The following is a 20708-nucleotide window of genomic DNA, read 5'->3' on the forward strand; positions in this document are numbered from 1 at the left end:
GAATAAAATGGATGTAGCTGATTTATCTTAACTACAAAGTTAGTATGACGATGTCCTGCCTAGGGTGTTTTTGTGCCATTCACTGCTGATGTGCGTGAGTGATAATCCGGTGTACCCGTCATCATCCAAAAGCGCTAAAACACGGGGCGGTGTAAGGGGCAATTCAGAAACCGCTTTACCTGTTGCATTGGCAACAGCACAGGCAATTGATGCGCCGACGTTCAGGATCGGAACTTCGCCCGCGCCTTTAGTGCCCAATGGTCCGCAAGAGGGGGCTCCCTCAAATAGTTCAAAATCTATGGGCAGAACATCACCGGCGAGTGGAAGCCTGTAGGTTTCGAAACCAGTTTGATCAAACGCGCCATCGGCATTTATGGTAATTTCCTCTTGAAGGGCATAGCCCAATCCTTGGACAATACCTCCTTGTATCTGGCCGTGGATGGCGCGTGGATTCAAGGCGCGTCCCACATCCTGAATGATGCGGTACGACAGTACTTCGACGTGACCTGTATCCGGATCAACGGCGACTTCACAATCATGTACGGCAAAAACAGGAATATCTATTGCCTCGATAAAGTGACCTGAGGCGCAACCGGGCATCGCCTTTACTCCGGGATTGGTGAAAGCGCCGCTTCCAGAAATGGGGCCAAAATCAAGCTCTGCTTGCTGGGCAACGGTTTGAATGGTCGCGCCGGATCCAGGGCGGTCCTTAATTTCTATCCGTCCGTTTTTCAGGACCAAATCTTCGGCCTTGGTTTGTAACATTTGGCTGGCGACTGAAAGCAGTTTTTCTCTCACTTCTTCGCAGGCGGCCATGCTCGCGGCACCAATTGACACTGTTGTGCGACCGCCACCGACGCCCAAATCGCGGCCGGAAGCATCGGTGTCTGCTGTTTTCACGATCACATCGCTTGGATGGAGACCAAGACTGGCCGCAACCATCTGCGGCAGTGACTGCATCATGGTACCGGAGCCGATCTCGACGCCTGATGTCACAAGGGTCGCGCTGCCATCGGCATTCAAATTCACCGTAGCCGCCGATGGTCCAACAAAGATAAACCAAGTGCCGACTGTTGTCGCGCGTCCAAATAGCCGACCATCGGGAAGAACTTCTTGTGTATCACCGATGGGATATTTTTCGAGAAGTTGTTCAAGCATTGGCCGGAGAACATCTCCCTCGAACACCTGACCCGTAGCGCCAATATCGCCATTGCCAATAACGTTACGACGGCGAAATTCAATCTGGTCCATGCCAATTGCGCTGCAAATTTCATCCGTATGACGTTCAAGCGCGAAGGTGTTGTAGACGCCATTACAGGCGCGAAACGCACCGTTAGGCGGGGTATTGGTGTAGATAGCGCGACTTGAGATGCGCACCGAACCAAGCTTGTAATTGCCCCCAAGTGTGTGTGCCGTCATGCTTGTAAGAAATACCTGCTCTCCGCCATAGGCGCCACAATCCATCAGAACTGTTGCTTCACGACCGACAATTTCACCTTCTTTGGTAACTGCCGAACGAAGGCGGATTTCCGCATTTTCACGGCAAAGGCAGGTCATTTGCTCCTCTCGCCGTGAGTTATAGAGCGAGACACTCCGGCCCGATTTCTTGGCCAGTATGGCGGCATAGGGTTCTAAAGAACAATCGAATTTCAGGCCAAAACCGCCACCGACGGCAGGTACAGTAACCTGTACTTGCGCCTCCGGAATGCCCAAGACCTTCGCCGTTACATGCCGGACAGTCCACGGCACTTGTGTGGATGTTTGAATATGATAACGACCGTCCTCAAATGAGGCGACCACTGCGCGGGGTTCAAATGGCACGTGGCTTTGCCGGCCAACCCGGTAGCATCCTTCAACTATTGTGACATCGTCACGACAGAACGCAGCATTTGTGTCGCCACGTTGAACGGTTGCTTCCCAGGCAATATTTCCTCCCCGAGCAGCGCCATCAAAAAGGATTTCGTAATTTTCCCAATCTGGATGAACAAGTGGTGCGTCTATACTCAGCGCATCTTCCATGGTTAGGACAGCGTCGTCTTGTTCAAACGTTACTTTTATTGCCGCGGCTGCAGCTTCAGCCTGTGCTTTCGTTAAGGCAGCTACCGCAGCAATTGGTTCACCATGATATCGGACAACATCACCGGCAAAAATGGGATGGTCAGAAATGCCAATACCGTGAAGACCCGGAGCATCCAAGTGGGTTGCGATTGCTTTTACGCCGGGCATTTTTTTTGCCTCTGACGTATCAATGCTGATCAAGCGTGCGCTTGGGATCTCAGCACGTAGTAGCGCCGCATGAAGAACATCTGAGTTTTCCATGTCCACTGTATATTTGGTGCGGCCCCGCAATTTATCTTGTGAGTCACGACGCGGAAAGTTCATGACAGCGCTATTCGAATTGAATTTGCCGCTCATGACGTGACCTTTTCTGATTTTTGTGAGGAAACTTGTTCTAGCCCCTGTACCGACATCAGGGCATCAATAATGCGTTCATAGCCCGTACATCGACAGATATTTCCAGTCATTGCAGACTTCACTTCATCACGTTCGGGGTTTGGGTTTTCTTTTAGGAATGCGGACAGGCTCATAACCATGCCGGGAAAACACATGCCGCATTGGACAACATCAAAGTCCTCAAAAGCCTGTTGGACAGCATTGAGTTCATCTAATGGCGCAATGCCTTCAATGGTGGTGACCTCCGCGCCGTCAAGAACCCCGATCGGTTGCAGACAAGCCATGATGGGTTTGCCATTGACGTGAACAGTGCAAGCGCCGCAAAAACCTTCGCCACAAACAGCCTTTGTTCCGGTCAGGCGGAAATGGTTGCGGAGTACGTCCAACAGGGAGGTACGCGGATCTCCCTCGTAAGTACTCGCGTCGCCATTAATAGCCAGATTGACGGTCATCGGGTACTCCTATCATATTCTGAGGCGACCTCTTTAAACGCTCTAGCAGCAAGAACGGGCAACATTCTTTTGCGGTACCAACCGGGGGCGTCTGTATCGTCGCGCGCATCGAACTCATCAACATAAGATTTCGCGAGAGCTTTCACGTCGGTAGCGGCAATGCGTGCGCCTAAAATGGCGCGTTCCAATCCAATCCATTGTTTTGGACGCGTTTCTACCGAGCCAACAACAATGCGTGCATAGTTTACTATGCCGGTAGGGTCGAAACCGGCACAAAGGCTGAGGTTGGCAACCGGATATTCTCCAGCCTTTCGCATCAACATTCGGCTATGTGAACTAAAGTGACCACAGCGAGGGATATGAATATTGGTGAGCAATTCATCGTGCGTTGACTGACGACCGGTTGCAACAAAATCGGCGAGTGGAATATTTCGTGATCCAGACAGACTCTTTAGTTTTACAGACGCATTCAGGGACAAAAGCATCGGCAGTAAATCGGCGGCCGGAAAAACGGTCGTACAGATATTTCCACCAATTGTCGCCATGCGACGAACTGCGGGGTTAGCGGATTTGTTTGCGGCCTGAAATAGCCCTGCAGGGTCTTGCATGCCAACTAATGCTTTGGATAAAGAATCATGTGTGACCATGCTACCCAAATTGATCGCATCTTCATTAATCTCAATCGTTTGTAGTTCTTCAATGCGGGAAAGAGAGACAAATACCTGATCCGTGGCTTCCTGGCGTGCTTTGGCGCGCATCAGCCAAGTACCGCCAGCTAGTAGAACGGAATTTGGGCCTGCTGATTTAAGAACGGTAAGCGCTTCGTCAACACTATTTGCCAAAACAAGCGGGCTTGGAGGGATTTTGTCAGGTGTTGTTTGCATTTAGCGATGATTCCTGGCGATGCATTCCCATTAAAGGGCTGCGTTGCAAAATATCTCTCGTTAAAAGGCTATTAAATGTGACGCGGTATGGAAAATTCAAAATTTTGATTTGGCGCATCTGCTTTTACGATGCCTCTGTGTGGAGCCAATCAAACTAAGTAAATAAAACACCATTTACCTTGCACTTTAATCAGGGGCTTTACGATAAATTGCCCCTCGGTCAATAACAGGTTGAAGCAAGTCATCAATTAGGTAGTCGTGCTCTTCTTCCGGGCTTGCTGGTCGACTGATTTGCCCCGGATATCCAAGTAAGTCGCGAACTTCAGTATCCAGATAATATGCTGACGAGGCAACAAGGCCGAGTGTACCAAAGGCTTGCGGATCACCCATATTCAGTTTTTCAAGTGCTTCGTTGGGTAACGAGGCATTCACCTTTGCCAAGGCTCGACGCAGGTCTGCCTGAAGTTCGGGGCGCAACGTCAACACTCTTTCTACATGGGTTTTATGCGCGCCTAGGTCGCTAAATGATGGCATTGACTCTGCTGCAGGGATCAATACATCCGCTAAGGTGGCGAAGGTTTCATGTTCGAGGTTAGTCAAGATTTGATCAGTCATGATGCCACCACTACGGAGCTACGGTTTTCAATCATATGAGCCACGCAACGCAACGCAATTGCAGCGATAGTGGCCGTCGGGTTGAAGCCTGACGAGGTGACAAACAAGCTGCCATCAAAAATGTATAAATTGGGCACGTCGTGACACTGACCCCATTGGTTGGTAACGGAATTCTTCGGATCATTCCCCATGCGACAGGTCCCCATCAGATGCCATCCGCAATCGCGCATCAACTCGGTCGTCGACATATCCGTTGCACCAGATGCCATCATCGCTTCTTTGGCGCGTTCAAGATGGAAGGCCAACAAGCGTTCAGTATTCTCTGAGTTTTTATAGATTACTTTAGGGGCGCTAATGCCGTCAGAATCTATCAAGGTATCATCCAAGACAACCCGATTGTCGAGGCTTGGCAAATCTTCCGCAATAATCCCCCATTCGAAAGATCGACCGAAGCGCTTCTTTGTTGATTGATGTAGAGTTGCACCCCAAGATTCTTCAAGTGGTTTGCCGCCGTAAACAGATCGCATGCCAAGCGGTCCGCCTGTTGGCATGGCATTCCATTTTGCGCCCCGAACAAAGCCGCGCTTTTCATCGGTTTCATAAAATTGCATCGAATGGATTGCCTGACCGGCGGGTCCAACCCAGCTCTCCATTGGATCGTCAAAATATCCAACAACAGCAGCGAACGGGTGCATCATCAAATTGCGACCAACGAGGCCAGACGAATTTGCTAACCCGTCCGGATATGCGGCTGTGGCCGAAAGCTGCAACAAGCGCGGTGTACCTATACCGTTCGCGCATAGAATAACGGTTTCTGCGGCTTGAAATTGTTCAGCCCCCTCACGATCCAGATAGATCGCGCCGTTTGCCTTTCCTTGGGCGTCCATAGTGATTTGGCGTACTCGCGCGCCGGTGATCAGGGTGGCGCCGGATTTTAAGGCGTCCGGCCAATGGGTTAGGTCGGTCGACGCCTTGGCTTGTTCCGGGCAGCCTTGCATACAGGTCCCCCGCCGAGCGCATTGACTGAGATTGCGATAAGGGCGGGATGGAATGGCTTGCGGCGCTGGCCACCAATGCCAACCCAAATCGTTCATACCTTTAGCCGCCCGCCTGCCGATCGCGCCGATCGGGTGGGGAGGCAAGGGGGGAGGTGACATAGGCGGATAAGCCGGATCACCTGCTAACCCGGACACGCCCATTTCAATATCAACAAGATCATAAAAGGGTTCAAGGTCTTCATACTTAAAAGGCCAGTCATCCGCGACTCCGTCGAGTGTGCGAACGCGAAAATCCGACGGCATGAAACGCTGCCAATGCGCCGCATAGATTACACTGCTGCCACCAACGGCACTGTACATTAGCGGATTAACATCAGATTCAGAGACGTCGATCGGATAATCTGTGGGTTGGTCACGGACATTTGGATTAGGGTGCCAACGCTTTTGAGACATTAATTCCCATTCTGGTTTATCGCCATAAAACTCTTCCGGCTCAACCTTACGACCTTGCTCCAGGCAAACAACACGGACCCCAGCCTCAGCAAGATGTTTTGCGGCAATAGCGCCCGATACACCTGCGCCGATAATGAGGACTTCGGCCCTATCAGCTTTCTTATTCATGTTTTTGCCAATCAATTCAGTCGATTATGGGACAATACAGTCTTTATGCGAAACGCCTATTATCTAGAACCCGACACTAATTTCAATGTCCGAAATGAAAAATTCTGCTACCAGGCTGCCCATCCTCCGTCGACAAGAAGGTTTACTCCGTGGATAGAGTTGGCGTCGTCGGAGGCGAGGAACACGACTGAGCCGGTGAGCTCTTCCGGATCCAAATGCCCGACACCATTCGGTGTGAGGGACGCATTTTTTTCGTCGTAACCTTCGACTTTTCTCAGGTCTGCATTGATCTCTGTTTTAATATTACCGGGCGCTACCGCATTGACGTTAATGCCGAACTTCGCGACTTCCAGGCACATAGCCTTGGTCATATTGACGAGCCCGCCCTTAGACGCACAATAAGCGGCTGAATTCGGAAAACCCCCAACTCCTGCAATTGACGTCACATTGATAATTTTCCCGCTTTTGCGAGTTTTCATGTCTGCGATGGCAGCCTTGCTGAGAAAGAAAACCGACTTGAGATTGATGTCGAGTTGCTGGTCCCAAATTTCTTCAGTCGTTTCTTCAATAGGAGTCGGCGTAAAAATTCCAGCGTTGTTGACTAAAATATCGACGCGGCCTAATTCCTCGACAACCTGATCAACCAGCTTTTGACAATTTGCGGGTGTCGATAAATCAATCATATGGACGTGGGCTTGGCCGCCATCAGACTTGATAGTGTCAACTAATGCATCGGCTTCTGACTTTCTGGACCGTGCAACAACCACGACAATCGCACCTTCGCTCGCGAGCCGTTTGCTGATACAGGCACCAATTCCGCGCGAGCCACCGGTAACAATGGCAATCTTATTCTTCAGCTTCATTTTTCTTCTCCGCAAAGATGGTTGTTTTACAATAAATTTATTCTGATCCGGCACCGCTGAACGAAAGATGCATAAAATCCATGAAAGCTTTTGTCATGGGGGACATCTGATTATCAGGGTTCCATACTAAACCGACGTCCATCGTTGGAATATCCCGCCCAAGGATAACTGTTTCAATTCGTTGGCCGTCAAGTGACCATGGGCGGTACACCATATCGGACAATATTGTGACCCCCACGCCCGCAGCCACCATGCTTCTTACGGCCTCCACAGCCGATGTCGTAAAAATTGTTTTCGGGCTAAGCCCTGTCGGCATCCAATACTTACCGGCCGTCTGATCTGCTTCATCACTGGTCAGCATGACGTAGGATTCCTTGGCTACGTCACCAAAAGTAATGGTTTTTGCTTCAAGTAGCGGATGATTTGATGGGAGCCAAAGACGTCGCTTCGAGCGGACCAAGGTTTCAAACTTAAGGTGTTGCTTATCTCCCAAGTTTGACACCAGGATGACGGCGATGTCGAGATCCCCCTTTAAAAGACTTTTTTCTACCTCTGGCCGGGAAGCCTCGATCATTTCAAGTTTTAAGTTTGGATAGCTTCGTGTGAAGCGAACATAGAGCTTTGGCATAAAATAGCCGGCAACAGTAGTAGTAATTCCAACGCGAATGCTGCCCGACAAATTGATTTCGGTTGATAGTGGTGTTTGGACTGCTTCATTAACAGCAGCCATGATGTTGCGTGCATGCTGTAAGAATCGCGCACCTTCATTGGTGAGTGAAACACCTGACGGCAGGCGCTCAAATAGAGGCATGCCAACTTCTTCTTCTAGCTGACGAATGGACGCAGTCACAGTCGACTGTGAAATATTGAACTCTTTGGCCGCTTGAGATATCTGTCCAAAATCTGCTGTTGCGATGAAGTAACGAATTTGTTTCAAGGTTAATGGCATAAACTCGATCCTTAGGCGCATCTACAAAATCGATATCATCAAGCATTTTTTTCTATTTTACAATACCGCTTAATCGTTGCCAAACTGTACGCATAAAAAAATCCAATACAACACGATAAGGGAATGGAAAATGGCGGTTACGTTGAATTGTGATATGGGAGAAGGTTTCGGATTGTACCAAATGGGCGATGACGAAGGTCTTATGCCTCTTATTTCAATTGCAAATGTAGCATGCGGTTTTCATGCATCGGATTTCAACCATATGCGGAAAACTGTACGGCTTGCGAAGCAGCATGGTGTGAAAGTTGGTGCGCATCCGTCGTTGCCGGATTTTCAGGGATTTGGCCGCCGCGAAATGAAGATGTCGCGCGAAGAGATGGCGAATTGCCTGATTTATCAAATTGGCGCGCTTAAAGGATTTCTTGACGCAGAGGGGATGACCCTCAATCATATCAAACCACATGGGTCGCTTTATGGCATGGCCGCCAGCCAAGAACATATTGCCGCCGCGGTTTGCGATGCCGCTGATGTATTCAAGGTACCTTTGCTTGGCATGATAGGGACACTTCACGAAACAATGTACCCCGCGCGCGGGCATGAATTCGTGTCTGAGTTTTACACTGACCTGGATTACAATGATGACGGTAGTTTAATCGTTTCTCAGGTCCACGAGGCGTTCGATGCGGATGGCGCGGCAGCGAAATGTGTTCGGGCAATTAATGAAGGCAAGGTAACGTCTGTTAGCGGGAACCAGATTGATGTGCGCGCGGATTCAATATGCGTACATTCAGATACGCCGAATGCGATTGAAATAGCGACAGCAGTTCGTACGGCCATCCAGCCGTACATGGCCGCATGAGGTATAATGTTACAGATAAAAATCTTATAACTTTTGGCAATGGATGAGGAAAAATGGCAAACAAACAGGTATTATCTCCGCTTCCCGGTACGTTCTATCGTAAGCCAACACCAGATGATCCGGCATATAAATCCGAAGGCGATAGCGTTGCTGTCGGTGACGTCATTGGCTTGGTCGAGGTCATGAAATCATTCCACGAAGTAAAGTCGGATGCCGCGGGCACAGTTAGTTCGTTTCTGGTTGAAAATGAAGATGCGGTGATGGCAGGTCAGCCAATAGTTGAACTCTCTGATTGAACAGGAGTAAGTCAAATATATCATGTTAGAATGCTAGGGACTTATCATGACTATTCGTAGGCTATTAATCGCCAATCGCGGCGAAATTGCAGTACGGATAATCCGTGCCGCGCAAGAATTGGGCATTCATACTATTCAGGTGTTCAGTGATGCCGATGCTAACTCTCTCGCAGTGAAGTTAGCAGATGAAGCTGTCAATATTGGTGGCGCACAGGCATCAAAATCTTATCTAAATGTTTCCGCAATTATAGAAGCCGCGAAAAGTACCAAAGCCGATGCGGTGCATCCAGGCTATGGATTCTTTTCAGAGAATGCAGATTTCGCAGATGCTGTGGTCGCTGCGGGAATGATCTTTGTTGGGCCGAGCGGCGACACCATCCGATTGATGGGTGATAAGGTATCGGCGCGGCAAGTCGCCGAGAAGGCTGGCGTGCCGACTGTACCGGGTAGCGATGGCCGCATTGAAAACATTGAAGAAGCCAGAGCAGTTGCCGATAAAACGGGTTTTCCTGTGATGATCAAGGCTGCGGCGGGTGGCGGCGGCCGGGGAATTCGGATCGTCGCCGATATGGCCGAATTTGAACATCAGGCGCCTCAGGCAAAGGCAGAAGCAGAAGCTGCGTTTGGTGACGGCGGCCTCTACATTGAAAAAGTTATAGAGTCTGCACGGCATATTGAAGTGCAGGTACTCGGTGACGGTGAGAACGTCATTCATTGTTATGAGCGTGAATGCTCGCTTCAGCGTCGACGCCAGAAGGTGTGGGAAGAGGCACCGGCTGCGGTGCTGCCCGCAAATGTTCGGGATAAGCTTTGCCAGGCGGCTGTCGCACTGGCCGTTTCGGTAAACTACAAAGGCGCAGGCACGGTCGAATTTTTATACGATGATATGACGCAGGATTTTCATTTTATAGAAATGAATACCCGTATTCAGGTCGAGCATCCTGTATCTGAGTTAATTTGCGGTATTGATTTGGTCCGGGAAATGATCCGTATCGCGGGCGGTGAGCCGTTACGCTATGCACAGCAAGACATTGTTCCCCGCGGTCATGCCATTGAAGTGCGTATTAATGCGGAAGATCCAGCGAAGGACTTTATGCCGTTTCCTGGCGTCGTCAGTGAACTTATCGCGCCCGGCGGTCCGGGTGTTCGCTTTGATACGATGCTGTATGCAGGGTATGCCATTCCACCATTCTATGACTCGTTGCTGGGTAAGTTGATTGTTTGGGATGAGGATAGAAATGGAGCAATTATTCGCTTGCAGCGCGCTCTGAATGAACTCAAGACCGAGGGCGTGAAGACGACAAAATCATTATTTATTGCCTTGGCCGCGGACGAAGATGTTCGTAACGCGCGGTTTGACACCCGATGGCTTGAGGGTTGGTTGGAGAAAAATAAGGCTAAGTTGGGCGAGTAGGTATAACTGGGAAGGTGGGTAATATATGAAAACGAGGTACACTTTCGGCGGCGATGAACACATCTTTGTTGAAGTAGACGAGGAAATGTCTCTCGAAGCCTTTTTTAAAAGCTTGTCGATGACGAATGGTGTTCGTGACAAGGGCATAAAGGGTGTTACAGAAATTTGTCCGGCAAATGCATCCTTCCAGATTAAGTTTGATCCTGATGTGATCAGTCCCAACGAGATGTTGGCGGAACTCAAGAAAATAGAAGCGACAGCGGAACACGCCGATCATACGATTGAAACCCGCATTGTCGAAGTGCCGGTCTTCTATAAAGATCCGTGGACGCATGAAACATTAATGCGCTTTCGCGAACGCCATCAGGACCCTAACGGGACAGATCTTGATTATGCAGCGAAAATTAACGGGTTTGATAATGCAGATGAATTTATCAAGGCCCATCATTCCGCGCCTTGGTTCGTTTCAATGGTCGGCTTCGTGGCAGGATTGCCATTCCTTTATCAGATGGTTGATCGCGCGCGCCAGCTTGAGGTGCCGAAGTATCTAAGGCCCCGTACCGATACGCCAAAGCAGACGGTAGGGTACGGTGGGTGTTTTTCTTGCATTTATTCGGTGCGAGGGGCCGGCGGGTATCAGATGTTCGGTGTGACGCCTATGCCGATTTACGATCCCAAACAAGAAATCAGCTACCTTAAAGACTTCATGGTGTTCTTTAAGCCCGGAGACATCGTCAAGTTCGCGCCAATTGATCATACAACGCATGATAAAATTGTCGCTGAAGTAGAGGCTGGTACTTATCAGCCGCGAGTGAAAACAGTCACATTTTCTCTCGATGATTTTAATAAAGATATTGATGCCTACAACCAAAAGCTCGAGGAGGTCCTCTATGGCGATTAAAGTCATTTCTCCAGGTCTTGCGACCACAGTTCAGGATCTCGGACGCCCCGGTTATTATCATTTGGGTATCCCGATTTCAGGTGCCATGGATCGCTTTGCCCTCCGGGTTGCCAATATGCTCGTTGGTAATGAGGAAGGTGCGGCTGCTCTTGAAGCGGTTTTCATGGGGCCAGAGCTGGAATTCACGGCAGACGCTACCGTTGCTGTTACAGGTGGCGATTTGCCACCAAAGGTCGATGGTGAAGCGCGGGAATCCTGGTCGTCTTTTGAAATAAAGGCGGGTCAGGTCTTGTCATTTGATTATCTAAAGTCTGGAGCACGGGCATATATCGCTATTTCTGGCGGTATCGATGTTCCCGTTGTGTTAGGTAGCAGGTCAACATATGCCCTTGGTGCCCTTGGCGGTTTTGAAGGCCGCCCGCTCGGTAAAGATGATGAACTGAAGTTATTGTCTGAAACCCTCGGGGCGGGGAGTGGCAGGACCGTTGTTCCAGAGCTTCGTCGTCTGCCAGGAAATCCTGCCGAGTTGAGGGCTTTGCCGGGGCTCTACTGGCATTGGATCACCGAGGAATCGGGAACTAACTTCTTCTCCGATACATGGAAAGTGGCGCCAGAAGCGGACCGTATCGGGTATCGTTTCAAAGGGGGTCAGCACATTCAGTTCAATGAACGTGAGCGCCCATTCGGCGCGGGTTCCGATCCGTCTAATATTGTTGATGGTTGTTATCCTTATGGATCCATTCAGGTGCCCGGCGGTACAGAACCAATCGTTCTGCATCGTGATGCGGTGTCAGGCGGCGGGTATTTCATGGTTGGCACCGTGATTTCCGCAGATATGGATCTAATTGGCCAACTGCAGCCGCACTCTGAAACCCGCTTCGTCAAAGTGGATATGGAAGAGGCGCTCGCGGCACGCCACGATCGGCAGGCAATGCTCGATAAAGTAAGGGCATCATTAGCATAGTAGAATAAGAATTAGGGCCGTTGCGGCAATGTATAACATTTCTAAAAGAAGAGGTTATGATGGCAAAGAAGTCAGCAAATAAGCGCAAGGTTGATCCGATCACTTTATCTGTTGTTCGGGGTGTACTTGAGACCACGCAACGTGAAATGACGTTATCACTTGAGAAAACCGCTCGTTCCAGCGTGTTTAACTTGGCGCATGACTACTCAACGGCCCTATTTAATGGTGAACCCGAGATGATCTTGCAGGGGCAAGACATTCCCATCCATCTAGGGTCGCTGATCCCGGCGATGAAAGTTGTTGCCGCTTATTTTGGCGACGATATCCACGAAGGCGATCTTATCTTGCATAATGATCCAGCCTATGGCGGCAGTCATGCGATCGACGTCTGTTTTTACAAGCCAGTATTTTTTGAAGGCAAGCTCCGATACTGGACCGTTTGCAAGGGGCATCTGACGGACATTGGCGGGCCAGTGCCTGCGGGCTATAACCCGAATGCTAAGGAAATCTATGAAGAATGCTTGCGGATTCCACCAGTAAAAATCTGGGACAAAGGAAAGCCACGCAAAGATGTATTGAATATGATCTTGACCAACATGCGGGCGCGCCGCGATCAGGAAGGCGATTTCAATGCATTGATCGGCGCCTGTCAGGTAGGTGAGCGGAACCTTCTAGGTTTGATCGATAAATACGGCATGGATGTCGTTGACGACTGTATCGATGAACTTCTGTCGATGGCAGAACAACATATGCGATCGTTAATTAAGACGGTCCCGGATGGCAAGTATACCGGGACGGCGGTCCTTGAAGATGCTGGCCACGGATTAGGTGACTTTGATATTACGGCGACCGTAACGATCAAGAAAGATACTTGCCATATTGAAATCGCAAGTCCGCCGCAGATCCCGTATTTCATCAATTCCTATGAGGGTAACTCCTACTCAGGCGTTTATCTCGGTCTGATGATGTATGCGCAACTTCCACCCCCTTATAACGAAGGGCTGTATCGTTGCATCAGCGTCAATATGGGCCCAAAAGGCACCCTTTGTAATGCGAAGGAACCGGCCCCTCATATGAACTGCACGACCACGCCAATGGAAACATTGACTGACGCGGTTCGCTTGGCATTTGAACAGGCGATGCCGTCGAAAGTGTCGGCCTCCTGGGGGCATTCAAACGGTTTGAATATTACCGGGTGGGATAAACGACATGACGAAGAATACGTCACCATGGTGTTGGCGAGCATGATTTCGGGTGCCGGCGCGACACCGCAGCAGGACGGTTGGCACGCGTGTGGTCCAGAGTGCTGTTTCGGGGCGTTGACATCAGGGGATGTCGAGCTTTTGGAATACTCCTACCCAATCATAATTCATAAATATTCGTTGATGGAAGACTCCGGTGGTGCAGGGAAGTACCGCGGTGGCTCTGGGACTGCTTGGGAAGTTGAGCCGTTAGATAGCGAAATGACTTTTATAACTTTTGGTGAGGGGCGGCATATTCCTGCTATGGGTGCTGCCGGTGCGAAATCGACGCTTATTGATAGCAAAGTTGGTCGCGTCGAAGTGAAGCGTAAGGGCAAGGTAAAGATAATACGTGAAAATGTTATCGAAGACATTCAGCCCGGTGACACAGTTACCAACAAGAATCCCGGGGGCGGAGGCTATGGTAATCCGTTCGAGCGTGAGGTTCCAAAAGTCGTTGATGACGTTAAGAATGGTTTGGTGTCGATTAAGGGCGCGGCAAGTGACTACGGTGTCGTGATCAAGAGCACGAAAACTTTGGAAGTGGACGCAGATGCCACTAAGAAGTTACGCGCTAAATCCATCGCGGCCTAGTTATTTAGATAGACTAAAGAGAAGAAAATATCATGCGTATGAAATATCGCTTGGGCGTTGATGCCGGCGGCACCTTTACAGATTTCGTTTTGGCAGAACAAAACGGTCAGATCAAACTGTACAAAACACCGTCCACGCCGTCCGATCCGAGGAAAGCAATCCAAACAGGCCTTGAACTTATTTCTGAAGATATCGGTGAAAGTATCGAAGAAATAATATCAAATTGTGATTTGTGCATTAATGGTACGACTGTCGGGCTAAATGCGCTCATTCAGCATAAAGGCGCGAAGACCGGTTTGATTTGTACTGCGGGCCATGAGGATTCGATTGAGATTCGATTAGGCCATAAAGAAGATGGATATCGCTACGACCCTGAATATCCTCCGGCAACGATGTTGGTGCCGCGCTATCTTCGTAAGGGTGTTCGGGAGCGGGTTGTCTCTGATGGTTCAGTTAAAACACCATTGAATGAGGCTGATATAAGAGCCGCATGCCGTTTGTTTAAGAAAGAGGGTGTCGAAAGTGTCGCCATTTCTTTTGTATGGTCTGTGTTGCATCCGGAACATGAACTCCGTGCGGCCGAGATTGCGCGCGAAATGCTGCCCGGGGTTATCATTACAGTTGGCAGTGATTTGTATCCGCAAGTCCGGGAATATACGCGTACTTCAACGGCGATAACGAACGCTTATTTAGCTCCGATTTTGCGTAAATATGTGGAATCTGTGGATAAATATTTCTCCGATCTCGGGGCCAAATATCCAGTCCGTTATTTCCAGTCTAACGGCGGTCTTGCTATTGGCGAAGTAATGGGTGATCGCTCCGTTTACGCGATTAATTCTGGACCGGCCTCTGCGCCCCAAGCTGGGTTGTATGTGGCAGAACCTTTCAACAGCAAAAATGTCATAACCGTTGATATGGGCGGTACGTCATTCGACATTACGCTAACCAAAGATGGGGTTACAAACCTCAACAAAGATATCGACTTTTTACGCTATAGAATTGGTGTGCCGATGATCCAGGTGGAAACGCTTGGCGCCGGCGGCGGATCGATTGGTCACATTGATGATATGGGCCTCATGCAAATGGGGCCGCAGAGTTCGGGCGCAGACCCTGGGCCTGCGTGTTATAGTAAGGGCGGTGAGTTGCCCACGGTATCTGATGCAAATCTCGTGCTTGGATATTTGAGTCCGGAAGGATTGATTGGCGGGCGCCTGCCGCTTGATATGGATAAGGCTTATAACGCGATTAAGACCCATTTGGCGGACCCACTCGGTATTTCGGTGGAGCATGCGGCCTTTGGGATGTTTACTATCGTGAATAACAATATGGTGAACGGTATTCGCCGCGTCTCTGTTGAACGTGGTTATGATCCGCGTGATTTTGTTTTTGTGGGGGCAGGTGGTGCGACCGCCGCACATATCACAGCGCTTGCCTCTGAAATGGGTGTCAAAACTGTCATTCTGAATAAGCTGGCCTCTGGCCTTTGCGCATTTGGTCAGATTATTTCGGATGTTAAGTATAACTATATGGCGACTTGTCCTGTTCGGCTCGAAGGTAGCGCGCCGAATAAGCGTATTAACAAGGTATTCAAGGAACTTGAGGCGAAAGGAACGAAGCATCTCATCGCGGATGGTTTCAAGAAGTCACAGATTGATGTCAAACGCAGTATTGAAATGCGATATGTTGGTCAGGTGCACGAGTGTACAGTTGAAATCGGCAATTTTGAAATTGATGATAAGTCTATCGAGGATGTGAAAATGGCGTTCCATAAGCGCCATGAGGAACTTTACACCTACTCAGAACCGCATAATTTTGTCGAAATAGTGAATGTTGAATGCACGCTTTATGGCCGGATAGAAAAGCCAAACCCGCTTAAACTCGGCAAGGGTCTCAAGTTGGAAAAAGCCCTTAAAGGCCATCGTAAAGCGATCTTTTCTGCGAAAGGCAAGGGGACCAAAACACCTATTTATGATGGTGATAAGCTTGGTGCCGGCGCTCAGATTGAGGGGCCTGCTATCATTGAAGAAACAACGACTTCAATTGTTGTTCAGCCAGGTTGGTCAGCGAAACTTGATAAGTCTGGTTCTTACGTGCTGAAGCACAAACAAAAGAAGTAATCGACACGAACTTTAATATAACTCGATGTCCTTGTTTAGTGATCGAAATGAAGTAAGCGATCAGTCCACGGGATATTTGATCACGGAGATACACTTATGAACTATGCACCAAATTCTCTTGCCGGTCGCGATCTGGCTTATTCGTTACATCCATACACCAACTTGGCCGTTCATCAGGAAAAAGGACCTCTTGTTATAACGAGAGGCGAAGGCATTTACATTTATGATGACCAAGATAATAAATATATCGAAGGTCTTGCGGGGCTTTGGTGTACGGGCCTTGGCTTTAGTGAAAAACGGCTCGTTGATGCGATTAAGGGTCAACTGGACGTCCTGCCATTTTCGCATTCGTTTTCGCACCGGGCGACAGTGCCGGTTATCGACCTATCTGAAAAGTTGATTGAATTGGCCCCGGGTGACCTGAGTAAGGTTTATCTGGTCAATTCTGGCTCTGAAGCTGTCGATACGGCCATCAAGATGGTATGGTATTATCATAATGCCATCGGCAAACCGGAGAAGAAAAAGATCATTTCTCGCAAACGCGCATACCATGGCGTAACGGTGGCGGCTGGCTCGTTGACGGCTCTGCCGTATGTGCAGGATGGATGGGATCTGCCCGCAATCCAAGGCATCCGCCATACTGACACACCATGCTATTATCGGTATGGAGAAGATGGCGAGTCAGAAGAGGACTTTGCCACACGGCTGGCAGAAAATCTCGATCAGCAAATACAGGATGAAGGTCCGGAAACGGTTGCTGCTTTCATCGCGGAACCGGTCATGGGCGCGGGTGGTGTTATGACGCCGCCCAAAACCTATTTCGAAAAAATACAGAAGGTTCTGAAAAAGCATGACGTGCTGATGATTGCAGATGAAGTGATCTGCGGTTTTGGTCGAACTGGAGAAATGTGGGGATCAGATACCTATGGAATCAAGCCTGATATCCTGACATGCGCCAAGCAGCTTTCCTCGTCTTACTTGCCAATTGGTGCCGTTTTGATTACGGACGCGATATATAGCGCATTCGTCGAACACAGTACCAAATTGGGGACTTTTGGAACGGGAAACACCTATGGTGGACACCCTGTTGCAGCGGCTGTGGCGCTGGAAACACTAAAGATATATGAGGATGACGATATCATAGGCCATGTTCAACGTGTCGCACCACATTTTCAAAAGAGACTTAAGGCCTTGGGCGAACACCCGCTGGTTGGTGAGGCGCGCGGTGTCGGACTGATTGGTGGCCTGGAACTGGTGGCTGATAAAGCCACCAAAGAGCAATATCCCGCCAGCGCAAAAGCGGCGCCCTTAGCTGTTGAAAAAATCTTGGGACACAATCTTATACTTCGGCCGATGCCTGGTGACGGCGTTGGTATTTGCCCTCCGCTTATAATTACAGAGAAAGAAATCGACGAGATGTTCGATCGAATTACGCGAGGACTGGATGAGGCGAAAGAAATTCTGGGATAACAGTAATATTTACTATCTAAAGGTGTTTTTTTTGGTGAAAAAGCATTGTTTAATATTGAAAAAAGTGATGTCAGTGTTTTGATTTTCAGATTTTACAATGATAGCAGAAGCGCTAAGATGATCTTTAGTTTCAACGAGGGAGCTTCGCTAACTTCCTCGTAAGATACCTGCGGCACTTAAAGTAAATGCGTAGGAGCGAAGGTGACAGTTAAATAACGTCGGCAAGTAAATCATCTGATTAAGTCTGAATGAAATCGTCATAATTCTATAAGTTAGATTTCATTTTCCGACGTTCACAACAAGGCTAATACATGGAGGCGAAAATAATGAAATTAAGTCTTAAAACATCGTTAGTAGCAGCTGCTCTGGGTGCATTTGCACTCACAGCTGCAAGTGCACAGGCAGCCGATGATTGGTGGCCGGTAAAGGTCTATGATGCGAGCTCGGGCAAGAATGTGGAAACCACATATTCTCCGTTAGAAAAAGCATCCAAGCCTTGGAACCTTTGCGTTTCCTTCCCGCATATGAAAGATAGCTTCTGGGTTGCTGTTGCCTACGGCATCGTGACTGAAGCCAAGCGCCAAGGCGTCAATATGACATTGCTTGAAGCTGGTGGTTACGAGAACCTCCCGCGTCAGCTGTCTCAAATCGATGACTGCATGGCCTCTGACGCCGATGCAATCATTGTTGGTCCGATTTCCGAAGCGGGACTGGCCAAGAAGTTCGAAGAAAGCATTGCTGCTGGCAAGCCGCTTATCGCGACGGTGAACCCCGTTAAAGAAGCAAAAACAACAGCAAAAATGTTTGTTGAGTTTGACACCATGGGCGAACAAACTGGCGCATATCTACTCGATCACCTTAAGGGTAAGCCGGCAAACGCTGTCGCATTCCCTGGTCCTGCAGGATCTGGTTGGGCAGAAGCATTCTATGAAGGCTTCCAGCGCGCTCTTGATGGCAGCAACGTGAAAATCGAAACTGAAATGTTTGGTGATACAGGCGTTGGTGTTCAGCTCAAGCTGATCCAGGACGCTCTGCAGGCTTATCCGGACATGAATGTTATCTGGGGTTCAGCTCCGACTGCTGAAGCCGCGATTGGCGCTGTTGCCGAGATCGGTCGTAGCGATGACATGATGATCATGTCTTCATATGAAAATCAGGCAATGCTCGATGCCATGAACAGTGGTGAAATTCTTGGATTTGCGACGCAATATCCGGTACTTGAAGGCATGATTGCTGTCGATATGGCAATCCGCGCTCTTGAAGGTAAAGAATTGAAAACATTCCTGAAGCCAATCCCCGATATGATTGCTAAAGCGAATGCGGACAAAATCAACATGGATCTGGTACTCGCGCCAGCGACATGGAAGCCGGAATATTCTGTGACCGCAGAATAAGCAACGAATAGCTTGAGAGAATCATAACCTATGTATAAAGATTCAGATCAAGTTCTTGATGCAGTGATTTCCTCCCCAGCTAACACTGGGGAGGAGGTTCCTTCTTCAAGTATCCTTGAGATGCGTGGCATCTCTAAACAGTTTCCCGGTGTTCTCGCGTTGGATAACGTAGATTTCGATCTTCGTCGTGGTGAGGTGCATATACTTTTTGGCGAGAACGGCGCAGGAAAATCAACACTTATAAATGTTATCGCGGGAACATTCCCGCCGGATAAAGGGACATTTCGCTATGATGGGAAAGACATTTCTCATCTGACACCCCACCGAGCGCGTGTCATGGGAATTAGCCCTGTTTTTCAGGAGTTTTCACTTATCCCGAATTTGACGGTTGAAGAGAACCTCTTTTTGGGACGAGAAACATCTACGACCGGGTTCCTTCGCAAAAAGGCGATGAGTGCCCGTGCCGCTAAAGTCATTGAGATGTTGGGCTTCGATTTAGATCCCAAAAAACGCGTGTCGTCATTGTCACGAGCGCACCAGCAAATGGTTGAGATTGCCAAAGCCCTGCTCGCCGATGTTAGGTTGCTGATTTTGGACGAGCCCACTGCATCCCTGACCGAGAACGAAACCTATAAGCTGTTCGAACTGATTGGCCGATTAAAAGCCGACGGTGTGGGCATTATTTATGTCTCCCACCGCATGCGCGAAATAAAAGAAATCGGTGATAGAATTACTGTATTGCGTGATGGTCTCAAAATTGAAACATGCAATGCCGCCGATGTCGGTGAAAATGAGCTCGTGGAATTGATGACAGGGCGCAAAATTGATGTCCTGTTTCCAAAAATTGACCATAAGCCGGCAGAAAAACTGCTTGAGATTAATAATCTTACACTCGCCAATCACGTGGTTGAGAATGTGAGTATCTATGCTCGCGCTGGCGAGATTACAGGTATTGCAGGACTTGTTGGTTGCGGCAAATCAGAACTCGTGCGGGCCGTATTTGGGCTGGAGGCATTAGAAGAGGGAGAGATCATTGTTAAAGGCGAACAAATCTCGCACCCGCGCCCGGATATCAGTTTAAGTAAAGGTGTCTGTTATTTTCCTTCTGATCGGGTTGCCGAAGGCTTGGCCCTGGAACGTCCCATTCGCGAAAATGCGTCTATGGCCGCACTCAATTTGACGGATTTCTCATGGATGCGAGTATTGAAAAAACTGAACGAGCGAAAGCTCATTCAGGGCATTGTTGATCGATTAAAATTGCGGCCACCCAATATTGAGCGTGCAGTAGGCAATCTATCCGGTGGTAACCGACAGAAAGTCATGTTGGCGCGCGGATTAACCCGGGAAACCGATATATTTTTGTTTGATGAACCGACGGTCGGGATTGACGTTGGCGCCAAGGTCGAGGTCTATGATCTCATGAAAGAATTAGTCGACAACGGTGCAGCAATTATTCTCGTTTCGTCAGAGTTGCCAGAAGTTTTGAACCTTTCAAATCGGCTTTACGTCATGCATCGTGCGAAGTTGGTCGCTGAATTGACCGGTGATGATATGACCGAGCAAGCTGTCTTATCCTGTTTCTTCCAAGATGAAGAAGCAAATTCAAAAGCAGGAGCCTAGTT

Annotated in this window: 17 protein-coding genes; 10 read left to right on the forward strand and 7 right to left on the reverse strand. The window is 49.0% G+C overall.

Annotated features, from left to right (window positions below; all coding sequences use genetic code 11):
* Nucleotides 1-39: 39 nt before the first annotated feature.
* The 7 genes from LKE13_RS09945 to LKE13_RS09975 form a co-directional block, all read right to left on the reverse strand.
* Complete coding sequence (locus LKE13_RS09945) at nt 40-2415, reverse strand: xanthine dehydrogenase family protein molybdopterin-binding subunit (RefSeq protein ID WP_227950817.1); 2376 nt, start codon at nt 2413-2415, stop codon at nt 40-42.
* Nucleotides 2412-2906 carry a (2Fe-2S)-binding protein gene (locus tag LKE13_RS09950; RefSeq protein ID WP_227950819.1) on the reverse strand — a complete coding sequence of 165 codons (495 nt, stop codon included), beginning with the start codon at nt 2904-2906 and terminating at the stop codon, nt 2412-2414. The genes LKE13_RS09945 and LKE13_RS09950 overlap by 4 nt, the downstream gene beginning before the upstream one ends.
* Nucleotides 2903-3790, reverse strand: a complete 888-nt coding sequence (locus tag LKE13_RS09955; protein ID WP_227950821.1) for an FAD binding domain-containing protein — start codon at nt 3788-3790, stop codon at nt 2903-2905. Before LKE13_RS09955 ends, LKE13_RS09950 begins: the two co-directional genes overlap by 4 nt.
* A gap of 186 nt (nt 3791-3976) precedes the next feature.
* A complete protein-coding gene (locus tag LKE13_RS09960; protein WP_227950823.1) occupies nt 3977-4405 on the reverse strand; it encodes a hypothetical protein in 429 nt (142 codons plus the stop codon).
* Nucleotides 4402-6024, reverse strand: a complete 1623-nt coding sequence (locus LKE13_RS09965; RefSeq protein ID WP_227950825.1) for a GMC family oxidoreductase — start codon at nt 6022-6024, stop codon at nt 4402-4404. The genes LKE13_RS09960 and LKE13_RS09965 overlap by 4 nt, the downstream gene beginning before the upstream one ends.
* A gap of 107 nt (nt 6025-6131) precedes the next feature.
* Nucleotides 6132-6887, reverse strand: coding sequence for an SDR family NAD(P)-dependent oxidoreductase (locus tag LKE13_RS09970; RefSeq protein ID WP_227950827.1), 756 nt, complete (start codon nt 6885-6887; stop codon nt 6132-6134).
* Nucleotides 6888-6924: 37 nt separating this feature from the next.
* Complete coding sequence (locus LKE13_RS09975; RefSeq protein WP_227950829.1) at nt 6925-7836, reverse strand: LysR family transcriptional regulator; 912 nt, start codon at nt 7834-7836, stop codon at nt 6925-6927.
* Nucleotides 7837-7966: 130 nt separating this feature from the next.
* Between LKE13_RS09975 and pxpA the strand changes: the two genes are divergently transcribed.
* From pxpA to LKE13_RS10025, 10 genes are all read left to right on the forward strand, one after another.
* Nucleotides 7967-8695, forward strand: coding sequence for a 5-oxoprolinase subunit PxpA (gene pxpA / locus LKE13_RS09980; protein WP_227950832.1), 729 nt, complete (start codon nt 7967-7969; stop codon nt 8693-8695).
* Nucleotides 8696-8748: 53 nt separating this feature from the next.
* The gene (locus tag LKE13_RS09985; protein WP_227950834.1) at nt 8749-8991 is read left to right on the forward strand and encodes an acetyl-CoA carboxylase; all 243 of its coding nucleotides are present in this window, start codon (nt 8749-8751) and stop codon (nt 8989-8991) included.
* Between the two features lie 46 nt (nt 8992-9037).
* Complete coding sequence (locus tag LKE13_RS09990) at nt 9038-10405, forward strand: acetyl-CoA carboxylase biotin carboxylase subunit (RefSeq protein ID WP_227950836.1); 1368 nt, start codon at nt 9038-9040, stop codon at nt 10403-10405.
* A 25-nt stretch (nt 10406-10430) separates the two neighbouring features.
* On the forward strand, nt 10431-11306 hold the full coding sequence (locus LKE13_RS09995; protein ID WP_227950838.1) for a 5-oxoprolinase subunit B family protein: 876 nt from the start codon (nt 10431-10433) through the stop codon (nt 11304-11306).
* On the forward strand, nt 11296-12270 hold the full coding sequence (locus tag LKE13_RS10000) for a biotin-dependent carboxyltransferase family protein (RefSeq protein WP_227950841.1): 975 nt from the start codon (nt 11296-11298) through the stop codon (nt 12268-12270). Before LKE13_RS09995 ends, LKE13_RS10000 begins: the two co-directional genes overlap by 11 nt.
* 56 nt (nt 12271-12326) lie before the next feature.
* Entirely contained in the window at nt 12327-14105 is a 1779-nt protein-coding gene (locus LKE13_RS10005; RefSeq protein ID WP_227950843.1) for a hydantoinase B/oxoprolinase family protein, read from the forward strand.
* Between the two features lie 32 nt (nt 14106-14137).
* Nucleotides 14138-16222, forward strand: coding sequence for a hydantoinase/oxoprolinase family protein (locus LKE13_RS10010; protein WP_227950845.1), 2085 nt, complete (start codon nt 14138-14140; stop codon nt 16220-16222).
* Between the two features lie 96 nt (nt 16223-16318).
* On the forward strand, nt 16319-17692 hold the full coding sequence (locus tag LKE13_RS10015) for an aspartate aminotransferase family protein (protein ID WP_227950848.1): 1374 nt from the start codon (nt 16319-16321) through the stop codon (nt 17690-17692).
* Between the two features lie 326 nt (nt 17693-18018).
* Nucleotides 18019-19086: a TMAO reductase system periplasmic protein TorT gene (torT, locus tag LKE13_RS10020; protein ID WP_227950850.1), complete on the forward strand. Its 1068-nt coding sequence runs from the start codon at nt 18019-18021 to the stop codon at nt 19084-19086.
* Between the two features lie 30 nt (nt 19087-19116).
* On the forward strand, nt 19117-20706 hold the full coding sequence (locus LKE13_RS10025; RefSeq protein ID WP_227950852.1) for a sugar ABC transporter ATP-binding protein: 1590 nt from the start codon (nt 19117-19119) through the stop codon (nt 20704-20706).
* Nucleotides 20707-20708: the final 2 nt, after the last annotated feature.

Source organism: Sneathiella sp. HT1-7 (assembly GCF_020731145.1).
Classification (GTDB): Bacteria; Pseudomonadota; Alphaproteobacteria; order Sneathiellales; family Sneathiellaceae; genus Sneathiella.